Raw genomic sequence first — 15,944 nt, 5'->3', positions numbered from 1 at the left:
GACCACGGCACCACGCCGGCGGTCCACGGCATCCGAGGCGATCGTCTCCCATCACGCGTCGGACCTGATCACCGGGCTGCTCCGCGCCCTCGCCCGGTGCGCTAGCGCACCGCCGAGCCCGCGCGCCCGACGCACCCCGCACACCGCCGAGCGCGCACGCCCGACATACCCCGCGCGCCGCCAGACCCGCACACCACCGAGCCCGCACAACGCCAGGGCCGCACACCGCCAGGGCCGCGCAGCACCAGGGCCGCGCAGCGCCAGGGCCGCGCAGCGCCAGGGCTGGCTACCCACGCGACGACCGGCGCGCCGGTCGGGTCAGCGTCCGGTGAGGGCGCGCAGCAGCGTACGGACGGCGGCGCTCAGGTCGGCGCGGCTGGCCGCGGTGCCGGGCTGCGGGGCGCTGAGCGCGCCGGCGCCGGCCAGCCGGTCGAAGAGCAGCCCGTCCACGAACGCGACGAACTGGTCTCCCTGCCGATCGGGGTCGGTCGCCCCGGCCCGGGTCAGGAGGTCCCGGGCCTGTGCCCGCAGACCGGTGCCGTGTTGCAGGATGCCGCGCAGTTCGGGCCGGTGCACTCCCTCCAGCAGGCAGGCGTAGCGGGCGAGGCTCCGGCTGCGTCCGGTGCTCAACCAGCGGTCGAGCACCTCGGCGACGCCGGCGGCGAGCGCGTCGAGGTCGTCGCCGTCCAGCCGGGGAGCGGGCGTCGGGGGTGGCGGGCCGGTCGGTAGGTCGTACGCGGCCAGGTCGGCCCGGTCCCGGTCGGCGAGTCGTCCCACCACCGCCTCGATCAGCGCCTGACGGGTCCGCAGGTACGCGGAGGTGGTGCCCGGCGGCATTTCGGCGCGACTGTCGACCGCCCGGTGGGTCAGGGCACGCATGCCACCGTCGGCGATCAGTTCGATGGCAGCGTCGGTCAGCGTCGCGATCCGGTTCGCCCGCGCCGTCATGGCAGTTCTCCTTCAGTAGGTCCGCAGGTAGTATCCTCCTTCTACAGATGTAGAAGGAGGATCGACGTGGACGACTCACACGCGGTGGTGGTGGGCGGCGGCATCGGCGGGTTGAGCGCGGCGCTCGCCCTGCACCGGCACGGATGGCGGGTCACCGTGCTGGAGCGCGCCCCCGAGCTGCGCGAGGTCGGCGCCGGTCTGAGCCTGATGGCCAACGCGGTGCGCGCGTTGGACGCCCTCGGCCTCGGCCCGGCCCTGCGGAGGGGTGGACACGGCGAGGCACCCGGTGGAATGCGCAACCGGCACGGGCGGTGGCTGTCCCGGGTGGACGCCTCCGAGATGATCCGGCAGCTGGGCACCACGGCGCTCGGCGTACACCGGGCCACGCTGCACCGCACCCTGCGCGAGGCCCTGCCCGCGTCGTCCCTGCACACCAACGCCACGGTGGAGCACGTCGAGTCCGGCCCGGACCACGCTGAGGTGCGCTACCAGGGGCCCGACGGCCCGCACACCCTCACCGCCGATCTGGTGGTCGGCGCCGACGGCCTACGCAGCCAGGTCCGCGCCCAGCTCTGGCCGCAACACCCCGGCCCGGTGTACGCCGGATCGACGACGTGGCGGGCGGCCATCGCGTTTCCGGACCCGATCCCGGCCGCCATCACCTGGGGCCCGGGAGCCGAGTTCGGCATGGTGCCGATCGGTGACGGTCAGCTCTACTGGTACGGCGCGGTAAATGCCCCGCCCGGCGGCCACGCCCCCGACGAACTGGCGGCCGTGCGGGAGCACTTCGGCCACTGGCACGACCCCATCCCGGCGCTTCTCGCGGCGACCCCACCCGAAGCCGTCCTGCGTAACGACATCCACTACCTGGCTGCGCCGCTGCCCTCGTACGTGCGGGGGCGGGTGGCGCTGCTCGGCGACGCCGCCCACCCGATGACGCCCAACCTCGGGCAGGGTGCCGGGCAGGCGATCGAGGACGCGGTGGTGCTCGGCGCGGTCTGCGCCGGCGGCGCCGAGAGAGTGCCCGCCGCCCTGGCCGCGTACGACGAGCAGCGTCGACCACGCAGTCAGTCCGTTGCCCGTGCCTCCTACGTCGCCGGTCGGCTCGGACAGCAACTGCACAACCCGATTGCCTTCGCGATGCGGAACATCGCGTTGCGGCTCATCCCGGGCCGGGTCGCCCTGCGCAGCATGGCCCGCTACGCGGACTGGCGACCGCCGGCGGGCTGAGAGCGTCGCTGGCCAGCAGTGGCAACAGCGGCCGCCCCAAAGCTCCAGAATAGTCATTCGGGTCGTCGTCGGAGCTAATCAAAGGCGACAGTGCGTCGGTACAATCGGCGACTTCATTGTGACTGATCGCTGACTGCTGATAATGAAAGCGATCACACACACTGAGCCCATGAACAGGAGAGTCAACCGCGGTAGGGCACTCCGCGTCGCGGTGTGTCTCCTTCTCCTCGCCGCGTTGAGCGGCTGCATGCAACTCAACATGGGGTTGACCATCAACGCCGACGACACGGTCGACGGGCAGCTCCTGCTGACGGCCCAGAAGTCGGTGCTCAGCGCGCGTAACAAGAACCTCCCGGTCGCCTTCGCGGAGTTGCGGCAGAACATCCCCGCCCTGCCGGCCGGCGAGGAAACCCTTTACCAGGACGACACTTTCTACGGCTCGCAGATCAGTTACCGCAAGGCGCCGCTGGCCGGTTTCGACACCGAGAGCGTGAAACTGGTTCGGGACGGCGACCTGTACCGCTTCACGCTGCCGCTCGATCCCAAGAAATATGGCGGAAAGGTTGCGGAGCAGAATCCGCAAAATCAACAGGCGTTCCTCAAGCTCATGTCGTTCGAGATCTCGGTGACATTTCCCGGCCGGGTGATCGACAGCAATGGCACCGTCAACGGCCGTTCGGTCAGTTGGAAGGTCGATCCCAACCAGGAGAAGCCGACCGAGCTGCGGGCCGTGGCCGAGGCGCCGCCCCGACCGTCCACCTCGCCGGTTGCCGCCGGCGAGGAGGACGACGGCGGGTTCCCCTGGTTGCTGGCCGTCGGCGGTGTCCTCCTTCTGCTGCTGCTCGCCGCGGTGGGCGTACTCCTGGTGCGTCGCCGTCACCCCGCGGCGCCGGCTGCGCCCGGTCCGACCCCGCCGCCGGGCCCGCCCGCCGGTGCCCCGGGGCCCGGCTGATCCATCTGGTGGCCGGCTCAGCCGGCCACGCCCGGCCCCGGCCGCCCCGGACACGACGGCGACCGGCCCCGGTGCTCCCCGAGGGGGCACCGGACCTCACCACCACCACATCCCGGTCGCACCATCGCAGAAAAGGGGGATCGTCATGAACGATCTCTTCACCTGGGCAGCCCTGGGGACCATCGCCGGCGCGAGCGCCGCCACCCTGCTGGCCACCAACGTCATCGGCGGGCTGATCGGCCCGAGCGGCGACAAGCTCCGCAAGTGGATCGCCATCGCCATCGCGCTGCTGCTGTCCTACGTGACAGCGGCGTTCGCCGACGACGCCGGCGGCGAGAAGTGGTTCATCGCGTTCTTCAACGCGCTTGTCATCTTCTCCGCCGCGCTCGGCGTCAACCAGTTCCCGCCCGGCAACCGACAGGCGACGCCGACCCAGGTCGCGAGCGGTCGTGAGCCCCGAGTCTTCCGTTCCTGGGTCTGAGGGGTGTCGTCATGGTCTTCGGAATTCTCAGCGCAGCCATCCAGGTCGGCTTCGGCGCCCTGCTCGGTTTCCTCACCGGTGGCCCGATCGGGCTGCTGATCGGCGCCGTCGTGGGCCTGGTGATCGGCGCGGTCTTCGGCTGGTCGGTGGCCTCCGCCGGGGTGTACGCCTCGGACGCCCGCGGCATCTTCCTCTTCGTCGTCGACCACACCTGGAGTCTGCTCAACACTGTCGTCGGCGCCATCTACCTCACCGTGCACCTGATCTTCGGGCACTCGCTGGACCGGCCCACCTCACTGGGCAGCGGTCGGGTCAGCGTGGTGGAGGGGGTTTCGACCCGGTACGCCACCACCATCGGCACCGTCTGCGCCGGTTCCAGCTCGGGCATCCAGCGGCACGAGGACGTGCACATCTTCCAGGGTCGCCTGCTCGGGCCGCTCTACATCCCGTTGGTTCTGGCCAACTACGTCCTGTTCACCATCGCGCCGGTGTGGCTGCTCTACCACGACCACACCAACGCGCCGATCAACCGTTTCACCCGGTACTTCGAGATCGGCGTCTACCCGCACGTGTGGAACGAGGCCATCGCGTACCGGATCCAGGGGACGCCACCGCGATGAGCACCCACGGGCGCGGACCGATCGAGACCGCCACCGCCGAGTTGGTCGCCTGGGTGACCGGCGCGGCGGGGGAACCCGTCCCGGTCGGCCCGCCCCGTGCGTGCGACGACGCCGACGGGCTCACCCTCTGGCCGATGGAGCTGCGCTCGGCCCGGCAGACCCGCTCCAGCGGCGCGGTCCGTGAACCGTACCGGTTCACGGTCCGCCACCTGCTCTGTGTGACCGGGCCGGCCGGGTTGCCCCGGCTGGACCGGGTGTTGACCGCCGCGACCAGCGACGGCAGTTACCCGGTCCTGCTGGAAGCCGGCGATCCGCCACTGTGGACGGCTTTCGGCACGGCGCCCCGACCGGCGCTGCTGATCGACGTGGCGGCGCAGGTGGACCACCCGACTCCGGCCGCGCCGCCGGTGCTGCAACCACTGCGGCTGCGGCAACTCGACGTGCGCAGCCTCAGTGGGCGGGTGGTCGGCCCCCAGGACCAGCCACTGGCCGCGATGCGGGTCGAGCTTCCCGCCACCGGGTCCGCCACCCGCACCGACCCCGAGGGCCGATTCCTGATCGTCGGCGTCCCGCACGACCCCGAGCACCCGAGCCCGGTCCGGCTGCGGCTGACCGGCCGCGGGCTCGTCCTCACCGCCGACGTCGACCCGGCCGAGGACGACATCGTCATCGTCTGCGCGCCACCGACCCACTGACACCCACAGGCACAGGAGGACCGATGCCCAGTTACTTCTCCCCCGGCATCTATGTCGAGGAGGTCCCCAGCGGCGCCCGACCGATCGGGCCGGCGAGCACCAGCATCGCCGCCTTCGTCGGCGTCGCCCCGGACCGCTCCGCCCACCTGGGCAAGGCGGTGCCGGTCAACAACTGGACGGAGTTCCTGCGGCTCTTCGCCGGTGGGGAGCGGGTGGAGAGCACCCCGCTGGCCCGCGCGGTCTTCGGATTCCTGGACAACGGGGGCGCCCGCTGCTGGGTGGTCAACGTCGGCGAGGGTGGCGCGATCACCGGCACCGGGCAGCGGCGCGGCGGTCTGCAACTGCTGGAGGCCGTCGACGAGATCTCCATCATCGCCGCGCCCGGCTTCCACGACGTGGTGTCGCACGAGGCGCTGCTCAGCATGGCCGAGCGCACCCGCACCATGGTGGCGATCTGCGACCCGGCACCGGACATCGACGACATCTCCGCGTTGACCCGGGTCGCCACGCCGTCCTCCGGCAAACCCCCCAAGCCCGCCGAGGGTACGGGCGGCGGCGCGGCCGGTGGTCCCGGCGGCGGCCCGGCCCAGCCGGGCGGCTCCGGCGGCCACGAGGGGGCTGCCTACCGGCCGCGACAGTCCGAGTTCGGCGCGTTCTACTACCCGTGGCTGCGGGTACGCGACCCGATCAGCGGCGAGTTGGAACTCACCCCGCCGAGCGGGCACCTGGCCGGCATCTGGGCCCGCACCGACGCCCTGCGCGGGGTGCACAAGGCCCCGGCCAACGAACCGGTGCGCGGCGCCGTCGACCTGGGCTACCTGGTCACCCGACCGGAACACGACGTGCTCAATCCCAAGGGCGTCAACGTGATCCGCTACTTCGCCGGCGAGGGCATCCGCGTCTGGGGCGCCCGTACGCTCGCCGCCGAGGCCAGCGAGTGGCGCTACCTCAACGTCCGACGTCTCAGCATCGCCATCGAGCAGGCCATCGCGAACGGCACCCGGTGGATGGTGTTCGAGCCCAACGACTTCACCCTCTGGCGTTCGATCCGGCGCGACATCGGGGCGTTCCTCACCCGGGTGTGGCGCGACGGCGCGCTGTTGGGGCGCAGCCCCGAGGAGGCGTTCTTCGTCAAGTGCGACGAGGAGACCAACCCGCCGGACGTGCGCGACGCGGGCATGGTGATCGCCCACATCGGCATCGCGGTGGTCAAGCCCGCCGAATTCGTGGTGTTCAAGCTGAGCCAGTGGGCCGGCGGCACCGAGACCGAGACGATCGGAGGCTGACATGCCCACCACCGCCACCCCGCAACCCGGGGCCCCGGTCGACCCGTACCGGGCGTACAACTTCCGGCTGCTCATCAACGGCGTCACCAACGGCCACTTCACCGAGATGACCGGGTTGGAGGTGAACATCCCCGGGCAGCCGTACCGGGAGCACGGCCTGGGTCGGATGCGGATGGTGCCCGGTCAGGCCGAGTACGAGCCGGTGACGCTGCACTTCGGCATCACCGCCTCCCGCGAGCTGTGGGACTGGGTGAACGCCACCGCCCAGGGCACCCTCAACCGCCGCAACGTCTCCGTGGTGCTGCTGGACTCGGTCGGGACCGCCGAGGTGCTGCGCTGGAACCTGATCGACTGCTGGCCCACCCGGTGGCGCGGGATGCACCTCAACACGCTCAGCCACGAGATCGCCATCGCCTCGCTGACCCTGCGCTACGAGGGCCTGGAGCTGGAGACCGGCGGTGCCACCGCGCCGACGCCCGCGTAGCTGGCTGGCCGGCCGGCTGCGTTCGGCGGCCGGGGCGGTGCAGCGCCTCGCCGGTCGGGTCGAGCCCGCCGGACACCCTCCGCCGCCGTCGGAGACCCCCGTGCCGACGCCGCGTCGTTTCGGGGAGCCTCCGCAGCACTGGCTGGACCTGGTCGCCGCCCACGCGCCCGGCCTGCTGCACGACCTGGATCTCGATCCACCCGCCGCCGAGCCTGCGGAGGGGCGCGCCGGTGGGTCCAGCCTTGGCGATCGGATCGATCAGGACCGGCCGGACCGGTGGACCGCGGTGACGAGACCAACTCGGCCCGTCGGGGAGGGCGCCGGGCACCCCGCCGACACGGTGCGTCGTCGTGCCTCCGGCACCCTGGGTCGTCGTGCCCCCGGCACGGGAAGTGGGCCCGGCCGCGCTACCAGCACGAGCGGCGCTGACCTGGCCGCGCACTCCAACGGGCGTGGCCGCCCGGCGTCCGCCGCGCCTGGCACGGCGGGTAACGATGTAACGGTGGGCGAGGCGTACGGCGTCAACGGGTCAGAGGTGGTGAGCGAGGGCCGACGGCCCGACGGGTTGCACTCGACGGATCGAACCGGGAGGTCGGAGCACGCACCGAGCGCAGTCGACCGGTCCGACAGCCCAGGGAACAGCGGTACCAGCCCACCGGGCAGCAGCGACGCCTCCGACGTCGCGATGACCGCCGAGGCGCCCCTCGCAGCGGACGCGGACCGACATCCGTCGGGCCGGCTGCTGGACGGTTGGCGTCTGCGCGCGCCAGCCCGACGGGTCGCGACGACAGGAGCGGCGCGGGACGACGTCACGGCCGCTGACACGAGAGGGCTACCCCGAATCGGGGAGCCAACCTCCCCGGCGAGCCCTCCGACCCCCACCGCCCATACCGCCCCTGCCGAAATCTTGGAAGATTTCGGCCCCTCCAGGGGCGCTCACCTTCCAAGGTCCACGACTGACTCCGCCGGCGTCGCCGGGGCGAGTCCGAACCGGGGAGCGGCTCGGCACGGGCGGTCAGCTGTCGGCGAGGCCGACACGGGCTGGGGGTCGACCGAGGGCGGAATGACGGCGGCCGGCGGCGTGGCGGTGACCGGCGGGGGCCTGTGGCCGGCCCTTCCGGACGATCGGTCACGGTCGGGGCAGCGGGTTGGCGAGCGAGGTGGACAGGGCACCGGAAACCGGAACGGTCAGGCCGCGAGGGCCGGAGGTGTCGCCGGGATCGGCTCGGAGCAGCGCGATCCGGGCGTCGGGCGAGGGCCGGAGAGCATGGTGTTCCGGGCCGACACGACGGCGCTGGACCCGTGGCCGGCGCTGCCCGACGACACGGCCCTGTGGTCGGTCGCCGCCGCGGCGCTGGACACCGCCGAGCTGAACCGGCTCGATCGGGAACAGGCGGGCGACTGATGGAACGTGTCGCCTTCCTCATCGACTCCTCCGGCGAGCGGGTGGACTGCCTGCTCAACCCGGAGACCGTGCAGGTGACGCGGCTCGCCGGCGTACGTCAACGGGGTGCCGGCGGCGGGCAGCTCACCGGGTCCGGTCTGGCCGACGACCCGCTGGTCTTCACCGGTGGTGGCCGTACCGAATTGGTGTTGGACCTGCTCTTCGACGTCGACTTCGTGGAGGCGCAGCTCCGTCCGGCCGACGTCCGGGTGCTCACCCGTCCGCTGTGGATGCTGGCGGAGAACTCCACCGCCGAGCATGGTTGGCTGCGACCACCGTTGGTCCGGTTGGTCTGGGGCAAGACCTGGAACGTGCCCGGTGTGATCATCGCGGTGGCGGAGCGCTTCGACGCGTTCACCGGCACCGGGTCGCCGCGACGGTCCTGGCTGCGGCTGAAACTGGTCCGCGCCGCCGAGACGGCCGATCAGGCCGAGGCCGGCTTCGCCGAGGAGTTGGCCGCCGCGAGCACCCCGACGGCCGCGCCGGGCAGCGCGGTGATCGCCGCCGGTGACGGCGCTGCCGAGCCGGGTCGCTCCGGTGTGCGTTTCGACCTGCTGGCCAACGACGCGCTGGGCTCGCCGCTGCGCTGGCGGCTGCTGGCCGAACACAACCGGATCACCGATCCCCTCGCCGTGCCGGCCGGCACCACCCTGGCCGTCCCACCGACCGTCGGCACCGGAGTCGGGTCGACCGTCGGCGGTGCGGTGACCGGGCTGGCTCGGGCGGTGGGTGGCGCGGTGGGCGCGGGAGCGTCGTACGTGGGAGGCTCGATCGCCGGAGCGCCGTGGAACGCGGCCACCGGCACGACCGGCGCGGGTCCGGGCGGGTCCGGCAACCCCGGGGGCACGCCGTGACCAGCATCGCGCCCCGGGCGTTGCTCGTCCTGCTCGACGGCGCCGAGTTGGTCGGCGCGGCCCGTCAACGGGTCCGCTCGCTGCGGGTGGCGGCTCGCCTCGACCAGCCCACCCAGGCCGAGCTGGTGCTCGCCACCACCGCCGGGACCGGCGCGTTCGACCCTGCGGTACGCCCCGGCACGGCGCTCGACGTCCGGCTCACCGACCACGCGGACGCCCTGTTCACCGGTGAGGTCACCTGTGTGGAGGTGGAGTACGCCGCCGACGGGGCCGCGGTCCTGCGGTTGCGGGCGTACGACCCGCTGCACCGGTTGCGTAAGCGCCAGGGGTTGCGGGTCTTCACCTCGGTGACAGCCGTCGAGCTGGCCCGGGAGCTGTGCGGAGCGGTGGGGTTGGCGGTGACGGCCGAGGTCGACGGCCCCCGGTTGGAGCGGCTGCTCCAGCACCGGCACAGTGACCTGGAGTTGCTGCGTGAGGTGGCCGGCCGGGCCGGGCTGCACCTGGCCGCCGACGGTGACGGCGTCCGGCTTGTCACGCTCGCCGGTTACGGGGAGCCGATCGCGTTGACGCTCGGCGCGGGGGTGCACACCCTGCGGCTGTCCACCAACACCGACCAGGCCAGTGGTGCCAGCGCGGCGCTGGGCTGGCACCCGCAGCGGGCCGAGGTGATCAGCCAGCAGGTCGACGAGGCGCGTTGCGGCCGGCCCGCCGACGACCGCCCGGACCCGGCCGACGTGGGCGCCGACGGCGTTCGCACCGCCGTGGACCAGCCCGGCCGCAGCGACGACGAGTTGGCGGCGCTGGCCCAGGCCCGTCTGGACACCCGCGCGGCGACGTTGGTCACGGCCGAGGGGGTGGCCGAGGGCGATCCGGCGCTGCGGCCGGGCCGCCGCGTCGACGTCGGCGGTGTGCCCGACCCGGTCGCCGGGACGTACGTGCTGACCGAGGTGGTGCACACAGTTGACGGCAACGGGCACCTGACCCGCTTCTCCACGGTGCCGCCGGTCACCCCGGCGACCCCGACCGGCGGCGCGGTGGTCACCCTCGGCACCGTCACCGACGTCGCCGACCCGGACGGGCTGGGCCGGGTCCGGTTGACCCTGCCGGCGTACGGGGACCTGGACGCCGGCTGGCTCGCCGTGCTCTGTCCCGGTGCCGGGCCGGGCAAGGGTCTGGTGGCGCTCCCCGATCCGGACGACACAGTGCTGGTGGTGCTGCCCGGCGGCGAGCCGGCCTCGGGCATCGTGCTCGGTTCGCTGTTCGGCGCCGTCGAGCCGTACGACGCGGGCATCGACGACGGAAAGGCCCGCCGCTGGACGATGCGCACCGCCGGCGGGCAGTCGATAGTCGTCGACGACGTGCGGCGCAGCCTGCGGCTGGCCACCGACGGCGGCAGCTTCCTGGAGTTGACCCCCGACCTGGCCACCCTGCACGCGGCGTCCGACCTGGTGATCTCCGCACCCGGCCGGGCCATGGTGGTACGCGCCCGCAGCGTGGACTTCCTGCACGCCGACTCGACCGAGGACCCGACCACCGCGGCGGAGCAGGCCCGTTCGCTCGCCCGCGCCCACCACCAAGGAGGCGGCTGATGCGCTGGATCCACAGTGACTCCGTGATCACCTGCGATCACGACGGCCGGGTCGAGAACCGACCCTCGCGGCAGTGGGTGACCGTCACCGGCGTGCCCGTGCTCGTCGACGACGACCCGGAGGGACGCACGATCATCGCTTGCCCGAACTACGGCCCGACCATCAAGCCGTGTAGAAAGACGCTGACCGTCCGGGTCGGTTACAGCGACTGGGTACGCGTCGACGGGCACCGGGTGGTGCTGTCGCACCTGGAGGGGTTCACCAACGGCACACCGCCGGGGCTGGTCAAGCACACGGTTCGCGACCCCGCTCAGGGGTTCCTGGGGGCGGACCGATGAGGGCCTTCCGCTTCGTCGGCGCCGGCTTCGACGCCGGCCGTACCGGCGGGTTGGCGCTCACCGCGGCCGGCGGCCTGGCGATGACCGAGGGCGACGAGAGCGTACGGCAGGCGCTGTTCCTGCTCCTGTCGACCACGCCGGGCGAGCGGTTGATGCGACCCGGGTACGGCTCCCGGCTGCACCGGTTGGTCTTCGCGCCCAACGACGACACCACTGCCGGTCTGGCCATCCACTACGTCCGGCAGGCCATCGCCCGGTGGGAGCCCCGGGTCGAGGTGATCGACGTGGACGCCGGGCCGGACCCGGACGACGCGTGGCGGTTGGTGATCCGGTTGGACTACCGGGTGCGGGCCAGCCTGACACCCGGGCAACTGGTCTTCTCCGTGGACCTGCTCCCGGCCGACGAGCCCGCCCAGGGAGGCCCCTCATGACGCTGCCCGTGCCGCACCTGGACGATCGCGGCTTCCTCGACCTGGTCACCGAGGCCCGGGAACGGATCCGGCAGTCCTGTCCGGCGTGGACCGACCTGTCGGCGCACGACCCCGGCATGGCTTTGGTGGAGACGTTCGCGCACCTCACCGAGGTGATGATCTACCGGTTGAACCAGTTGCCGGAGAAGGCGTACGTCTCGTTCCTGAACCTGCTCGGGGTCACCCGGCACGCCCCGACCGCGGCCTGGGCGGACGTCCGGTTCACCCGTACCGGCACCGACCGCGCCGCGGTCCGGATCCCGGCCGGGCTGCGGGTCGCGGCGGCCCGGGGCGCGGACCCCCGGCCGGTCGTGTTCGTCACCACCGAGCCGACGCTGCTGCCCGCCGACGAGACGTCGGTGACGGTACGGATGCACCACTGCGAACCGGTGGAGGCGGAGCTGCTCGGCGTGGGCACCGGCCAGCCGGGGCAGGTGCTGCGCGCGGCGCACGCGCCGCTGACACACACCGCCGAGGCGCTGGACCTGCTGCTCGGGGTGGAGGTGCCGGCCGGCACTGTCGAGCTGGGCGCGGCGGCCCGCGAGCACGACGGTCGCACGTTCGAGATCTGGCAGCCGGTGGACAGCTTCGCCGGGCTCGGCCCGCAGGCCAAGGCGTACCTGGTCGACCGCTGCTCCGGCACTGTCACCTTCGCCCCCGCCCTCGACCTGCGACCCCCCGCCGGGGCGACCCCGTCCGCTGAGGTCGCGGCCGACCCGGCCACACCGGCGGGCACCGTGCCGCCGGTGACCACCGCGGTAGCGCCGCTCGCGACCATCGCGGCGGTGCCGCCGGCCGGGCGGCAGATCCGGCTCTGGTACCGCGCCGGTGGCGGGCCCACCGGCAACGTGGCGGCGGGCACGCTGACCAGCCTTCGCGACCCACTGCCCGGGGTACGCGTCGACAACCCCGCCCCGGCGGCCGGCGGCCGCGAGATGGAGGCGCTGGAGTCGGTGCTGCTGCGCGGCCCGTACGAGTTCTTCGCCCAGCAACGAGCGGTCACCGCCCGCGACTTCGAGGTCCTCGCCACCAGCTCCGGCGCGGTGGCGCGGGCGCGGGCGTTCACCCGCGCGGCGGTGTACAGCTTCGCCCGGCCCGGCGAGGTCGAGGTGGTGCTGGTGCCGTACGTGCCGGAGGCGGCCCGTCCGGGGGGTCGGCTGCCGGTGGCGGTGCTGCGCGAGCACGAGGTGCCCGAGGCGCGCCACCGGGTCGAGGCGGACCTGGAGGAACGCCGGATGCTCGGCATCCGCTCCCGGGCCACCTGGGCGCGCTTCAAGGCGGTGTCGGTACGCGCGCGCGTGGTGGTCCGCCGCGAGGAGGACGTGGACGCGGTCCGTCGCCGCATCCACGACCGGCTGCACCAGACGTTGAGCCCGCTGCCCACCGCGCTCAATCCGACCGGCTGGCCGTTCGGCGAGCCACTGCGGGCGTCTAACGTGTACCGGCTGCTGGAGCACGCCGAGCCGGGGGTGCGCTACGTCGAGTCGGTGCGTTTCGTGGTCGACGAGGCACCCGACGCCGGCGTCCGCGCCCTCGCCGTGGACCAGTACCAGCCGCGTACCTGGTACGCCGGGCGCGGCCCGGTGCTGTTCCGCTCCAGCAACGGCGGCGCGGGGTGGGAACCGGCCGGTCGCTTCGACGACGAGACGGTGCTGCGGGTGGCGCCCGCCCCCGCGCCGGTACGGCCGGGCATCGTCGCGCGTCCCGGCTCGGTGGCCGTGGTGACGCTTCGCGAATCGGGTGGCTCCCGGGTCCACCTGAGCACCGACCTGGGTGAGACGTGGTCGTTGCTCACCGACCTGGACTCGCGGATCTCCGACGTGGCCTGGTTGGACCGCGACGGCGCGGGCGCGCTGCTGGTGGCCACCGACACCGGCCTGTACGAGGTGTCGCTGCTGCCCGGGGCGGTGCCGTTGCAGATCCTGGTCGATCCGTCCGACGCCGACCGGGGCTTCTACGCGGTCCGCACGTTCGTCTCCGAGCGGGGCGCACCGGGCGTCGCGGTGGCCGCGCAGGCCAGCTTCGGGGTGTACCTGTCGACAGGTGGCGGCCGGCCCGGCAGCTTCACCCACGTCGGACTGGCCAACGTGGACAACCGGGTCCTCGCCGTGCAGTACGACGGTCCGGCCACCCTGCTGTGGAGTGGCGCGGGCGAGCCGGACCCGAAGAAGCCCGGCCAGGGCTGCCACCGCACCCGGCTGTTCGAGTCCGACGTGAAGTGGCAGTCGATGCAGGCCGGGTGGCTGGGCGGCACCTGCCGGGACCTCGCGTTCGCCGGCCAGCAGGCGGTGGCGGCCACGCAGAGCGGCGGGGTGCTGCGGCTGGACGCCCTGGCCGCCCAGCCGCAGTGGCAGGCGGTGTCGGTCAACTGCGGGTTGCCGTTGCGGGACCGGACCCGGTTCGTGCCGGTCGACGCCATAGCGGTGAGCGGCCCGACAGCCGGCGGCGCGGCAACCGGCGGCGCGACAACCGGCGGCACCGTCGCGGCGGAGCGGCTGATCCTGGCCAGCGGTGAGCGCGGCGTGCACCGCAGCGCCGACGCCGTCACGTGGACGCCCAGCGCCAACCAGGCCACCGCCGACGTGGTGACCGTCCCGGATACCTGGCTGCTCTGCTCCGGCGAGCACGACATCGAGGTGGTGCGCCAGGATGCGACGCTCGGCGATTGAACGGCTGCTGCCCGCCGCCTACCAGCGGGCCTGCGTGCCGGGCAGCGTGCTCTGGGCGCTGCTGGACGTGATGGAGGGGCTGCACGCCCCGGACGAGGCGGTCCTCGCCGAGGTGGACGCGCTGTTCGACCCGTACCGGGCGCCGGACGGGCTGGTCGTGCGGTTGACCCGCTGGGTGGCGATGGACCACGTGGTCGCCTCCCCCCGGCCGGACACCCCGCTGCCGCTGCCGGTGGGTCGGCTGCGCGACCTGGTGGCCAACGCTGCCCTGCTGGCCCGTTGGCGCGGCACCCCGTACGGGATTCGTCGGGCCCTGGAGCTGGCCACCGGGACGTCGGGCTTCGCCATCGACGAACCCCCCGAGCGGCCCTTCCACGTCGTGGTGCGGGTGCCGGTCGCCGCCGCCGGCCAGCTCGCCGTGATCACCCGCATCGTCGAGGCGGAGAAACCCGCCTCGGCCACCGTCGAGATCGTCCTGGAAGAGGAGTCGTCATGACCACCGAGTGGGCGGTCGTCGCCGCCGCCGAGCAGTTCACAGTCGACCCGCGCAACAGCGGCGAGCTGACCTTCACCGTCTCCAACCCGGGCAACGCGCCGGACACCGTGGTGTTCGACGTGGCGCCCGGTGACGGCTCCCAGCGGGCGTGGTTCACCGTCGCCGAGCCCCAACGGGTGGTACCCGGCCAGGGTTCGGTGTCGTTCCTGGTCAAGCTCGCCGTGCCGGCCGGCACCCCGCCCCGGCGCTACGACATGACCGGGTTCGCGTACTCGGCGAACACCGCTCCGGAGGAGAGTTCCCGCTCCAGCGGCCGGGTCACGTACGAGGTACGGGCGGTCGCGCCGCCACGGCGTACCCCGTGGTTGTGGATCGCCGCCGCGGCGGCGTTGGTGCTGGTGGTGGTCGCCGTGGGCGTGGTGTTGCTGACCCGCGACGGCGAGCCGGCCCCCGGCGAGCCGAGGGTGGTCACCGTCGAGGCGGAGAGCCTGGTGCCGGGCGCGGTGGTGGAGTCTCCGAAGAAGAGCGGGGCGAAGGTGGAGGCACAACCCAACTGCTGTGGGGTGACCTGGTCCGGCGACAAGCAGTTGTTCTTCCAAGGGTTGGCCATCGGCGACAAGGTCAGCGTGACGGTGCAGATCCCGGCCGACGGCATCTGGCGTTTCGCCGCGGTACGCACCACCTCCTTCGACTACGCCAACACCGTCTTCGCCGTCGACGGCAACCAGGTCGGCGGCACGTTCCTCGGCTTCACGCCGACCGTGCGGAAGACGGAGTTCCTGGACGTCGGCACGGTCCAGCTCGCCGGGGGCCCGCACCAGGTCACGCTGCTGGTGGTCGGCAAGACGCAGGGCACGAACCGCTACTTCGCGGGCGTCGACGAGATCCGGTTCACCGAGATCGTGGCGCAGGCCGTGGCGCGATGAGTGGTCGGCAGAAGGCTCTGCTGGGGCTCTTCGCCGTCCTGCTGGTGGCGCTGTTCGTGGTAGCGGTCGGCGCGGGCCGCGACGACCGGGGTGATCCGGGGGGCCGGCACGGGCTGGTCGACCGGTTGGGCGCGCTGGGCGGCGAGCGTTCCGCTGTTGATCCGACCACGGTCAGCGCCGACTGCGCCGACGAGGCGGGCCGGCTGGAGTTCACCGGCAGCTGCGCGGTGCGGGTCGCGGACCCCGGCGGGCTGCGCACCCTGGTGCTGCGCAGCGCGGCGCGGTTCACTGTCGTCGCCCCGGCGCCCGGCGACGCCGACCTCACCATCCGCGACGAGGTCGAGCCGGCGGCGGACGGCACCGGCGCGGTGGCGAAGATCGCCGTCGATCAGGCCACCGAGGTGGGCCTGGTCTGCCCCGGCCTGGGCGCCTGCACGGTCGTCGTGGCCACGTCCTGACCCG

At 73.1% G+C, this 15,944-nt stretch carries 17 protein-coding genes; 16 read left to right on the top strand and 1 reads right to left on the bottom strand.

From position 1 onward, the window contains the following. Positions 1–318: 318 nt before the first annotated feature. A complete protein-coding gene (locus KBX71_RS22125; RefSeq protein ID WP_210819855.1) occupies positions 319–948 on the bottom strand; it encodes a TetR/AcrR family transcriptional regulator in 630 nt (209 codons plus the stop codon). 66 nt (positions 949–1,014) lie between these two features. Here KBX71_RS22125 and KBX71_RS22120 point away from each other — a divergent pair, with 66 nt between their 5' ends. The 16 genes from KBX71_RS22120 to KBX71_RS22045 all read left to right on the top strand — a co-directional run bounded on the left by KBX71_RS22120 (position 1,015) and on the right by KBX71_RS22045 (position 15,940). Next, positions 1,015–2,178 (top strand): FAD-dependent oxidoreductase, encoded by a 1,164-nt coding sequence (locus KBX71_RS22120; RefSeq protein WP_210819854.1) that lies wholly within the window; start codon positions 1,015–1,017, stop codon positions 2,176–2,178. Positions 2,179–2,347: 169 nt separating this feature from the next. Continuing rightward, positions 2,348–3,130 carry a DUF3153 domain-containing protein gene (locus KBX71_RS22115; protein ID WP_210819853.1) on the top strand — a complete coding sequence of 261 codons (783 nt, stop codon included), beginning with the start codon at positions 2,348–2,350 and terminating at the stop codon, positions 3,128–3,130. Between the two features lie 145 nt (positions 3,131–3,275). Continuing rightward, positions 3,276–3,611, top strand: coding sequence for a hypothetical protein (locus tag KBX71_RS22110; protein ID WP_124815279.1), 336 nt, complete (start codon positions 3,276–3,278; stop codon positions 3,609–3,611). A gap of 11 nt (positions 3,612–3,622) precedes the next feature. Further along, positions 3,623–4,231: a glycine zipper family protein gene (locus KBX71_RS22105; RefSeq protein WP_210819852.1), complete on the top strand. Its 609-nt coding sequence runs from the start codon at positions 3,623–3,625 to the stop codon at positions 4,229–4,231. Further along, entirely contained in the window at positions 4,228–4,926 is a 699-nt protein-coding gene (locus tag KBX71_RS22100) for a carboxypeptidase-like regulatory domain-containing protein (RefSeq protein WP_210819851.1), read from the top strand. Before KBX71_RS22105 ends, KBX71_RS22100 begins: the two co-directional genes overlap by 4 nt. Positions 4,927–4,949: 23 nt before the next feature. Continuing rightward, the gene (locus tag KBX71_RS22095; RefSeq protein WP_112590216.1) at positions 4,950–6,212 is read left to right on the top strand and encodes a phage tail sheath subtilisin-like domain-containing protein; all 1,263 of its coding nucleotides are present in this window, start codon (positions 4,950–4,952) and stop codon (positions 6,210–6,212) included. 1 nt (position 6,213) lies between these two features. After that, positions 6,214–6,696 (top strand): phage tail protein, encoded by a 483-nt coding sequence (locus tag KBX71_RS22090; protein ID WP_124815287.1) that lies wholly within the window; start codon positions 6,214–6,216, stop codon positions 6,694–6,696. A 1,063-nt stretch (positions 6,697–7,759) separates the two neighbouring features. After that, positions 7,760–8,101 (top strand): hypothetical protein, encoded by a 342-nt coding sequence (locus KBX71_RS22085; RefSeq protein WP_210819850.1) that lies wholly within the window; start codon positions 7,760–7,762, stop codon positions 8,099–8,101. Beyond that, on the top strand, positions 8,101–8,994 hold the full coding sequence (locus KBX71_RS22080; RefSeq protein ID WP_210819849.1) for a hypothetical protein: 894 nt from the start codon (positions 8,101–8,103) through the stop codon (positions 8,992–8,994). Before KBX71_RS22085 ends, KBX71_RS22080 begins: the two co-directional genes overlap by 1 nt. After that, a complete protein-coding gene (locus KBX71_RS22075; protein ID WP_210819848.1) occupies positions 8,991–10,583 on the top strand; it encodes a phage baseplate assembly protein V in 1,593 nt (530 codons plus the stop codon). The genes KBX71_RS22080 and KBX71_RS22075 overlap by 4 nt, the downstream gene beginning before the upstream one ends. Then, entirely contained in the window at positions 10,583–10,921 is a 339-nt protein-coding gene (locus tag KBX71_RS22070) for a hypothetical protein (protein ID WP_210819847.1), read from the top strand. Before KBX71_RS22075 ends, KBX71_RS22070 begins: the two co-directional genes overlap by 1 nt. Beyond that, positions 10,918–11,352, top strand: coding sequence for a GPW/gp25 family protein (locus KBX71_RS22065; protein WP_124823053.1), 435 nt, complete (start codon positions 10,918–10,920; stop codon positions 11,350–11,352). The genes KBX71_RS22070 and KBX71_RS22065 overlap by 4 nt, the downstream gene beginning before the upstream one ends. After that, positions 11,349–14,060 (top strand): putative baseplate assembly protein, encoded by a 2,712-nt coding sequence (locus KBX71_RS22060; RefSeq protein WP_210819846.1) that lies wholly within the window; start codon positions 11,349–11,351, stop codon positions 14,058–14,060. The genes KBX71_RS22065 and KBX71_RS22060 overlap by 4 nt, the downstream gene beginning before the upstream one ends. Further along, the gene (locus tag KBX71_RS22055; protein ID WP_124815534.1) at positions 14,041–14,556 is read left to right on the top strand and encodes a phage tail protein; all 516 of its coding nucleotides are present in this window, start codon (positions 14,041–14,043) and stop codon (positions 14,554–14,556) included. Before KBX71_RS22060 ends, KBX71_RS22055 begins: the two co-directional genes overlap by 20 nt. Next, complete coding sequence (locus KBX71_RS22050; protein WP_210819845.1) at positions 14,553–15,482, top strand: hypothetical protein; 930 nt, start codon at positions 14,553–14,555, stop codon at positions 15,480–15,482. The genes KBX71_RS22055 and KBX71_RS22050 overlap by 4 nt, the downstream gene beginning before the upstream one ends. Then, entirely contained in the window at positions 15,479–15,940 is a 462-nt protein-coding gene (locus tag KBX71_RS22045; RefSeq protein WP_210819844.1) for a hypothetical protein, read from the top strand. The genes KBX71_RS22050 and KBX71_RS22045 overlap by 4 nt, the downstream gene beginning before the upstream one ends. Positions 15,941–15,944 lie beyond the last annotated feature (4 nt).

This window comes from Micromonospora sp. D93 (assembly GCF_018070365.1).
GTDB classification, from domain to species: Bacteria; Actinomycetota; Actinomycetes; order Mycobacteriales; family Micromonosporaceae; genus Micromonospora; species Micromonospora ureilytica.
The sequence above is the reverse complement of the archived record's forward strand: the minus strand, read 5'-3'. Positions and strand labels throughout refer to the sequence as shown.

Bases quoted from the DNA above. Each gene is read 5' to 3' on its own strand.
- KBX71_RS22050 (WP_210819845.1), top strand. From the start codon at position 14,553: ATGACCACCGAGTGGGCGGTCGTCGCCGCCGCCGAGCAGTTCACAGTC.
- KBX71_RS22065 (WP_124823053.1), top strand. From the start codon at position 10,918: ATGAGGGCCTTCCGCTTCGTCGGCGCCGGCTTCGACGCCGGCCGTACC.
- KBX71_RS22105 (WP_210819852.1), top strand. From the start codon at position 3,623: ATGGTCTTCGGAATTCTCAGCGCAGCCATCCAGGTCGGCTTCGGCGCC.
- KBX71_RS22100 (WP_210819851.1), top strand. From the start codon at position 4,228: ATGAGCACCCACGGGCGCGGACCGATCGAGACCGCCACCGCCGAGTTG.
- KBX71_RS22080 (WP_210819849.1), top strand. From the start codon at position 8,101: ATGGAACGTGTCGCCTTCCTCATCGACTCCTCCGGCGAGCGGGTGGAC.
- KBX71_RS22085 (WP_210819850.1), top strand. From the start codon at position 7,760: ATGACGGCGGCCGGCGGCGTGGCGGTGACCGGCGGGGGCCTGTGGCCG.
- KBX71_RS22125 (WP_210819855.1), bottom strand. From the start codon at position 948: ATGACGGCGCGGGCGAACCGGATCGCGACGCTGACCGACGCTGCCATC.
- KBX71_RS22045 (WP_210819844.1), top strand. From the start codon at position 15,479: ATGAGTGGTCGGCAGAAGGCTCTGCTGGGGCTCTTCGCCGTCCTGCTG.
- KBX71_RS22110 (WP_124815279.1), top strand. From the start codon at position 3,276: ATGAACGATCTCTTCACCTGGGCAGCCCTGGGGACCATCGCCGGCGCG.
- KBX71_RS22090 (WP_124815287.1), top strand. From the start codon at position 6,214: ATGCCCACCACCGCCACCCCGCAACCCGGGGCCCCGGTCGACCCGTAC.
- KBX71_RS22070 (WP_210819847.1), top strand. From the start codon at position 10,583: ATGCGCTGGATCCACAGTGACTCCGTGATCACCTGCGATCACGACGGC.
- KBX71_RS22095 (WP_112590216.1), top strand. From the start codon at position 4,950: ATGCCCAGTTACTTCTCCCCCGGCATCTATGTCGAGGAGGTCCCCAGC.
- KBX71_RS22055 (WP_124815534.1), top strand. From the start codon at position 14,041: ATGCGACGCTCGGCGATTGAACGGCTGCTGCCCGCCGCCTACCAGCGG.
- KBX71_RS22060 (WP_210819846.1), top strand. From the start codon at position 11,349: ATGACGCTGCCCGTGCCGCACCTGGACGATCGCGGCTTCCTCGACCTG.
- KBX71_RS22115 (WP_210819853.1), top strand. From the start codon at position 2,348: ATGAACAGGAGAGTCAACCGCGGTAGGGCACTCCGCGTCGCGGTGTGT.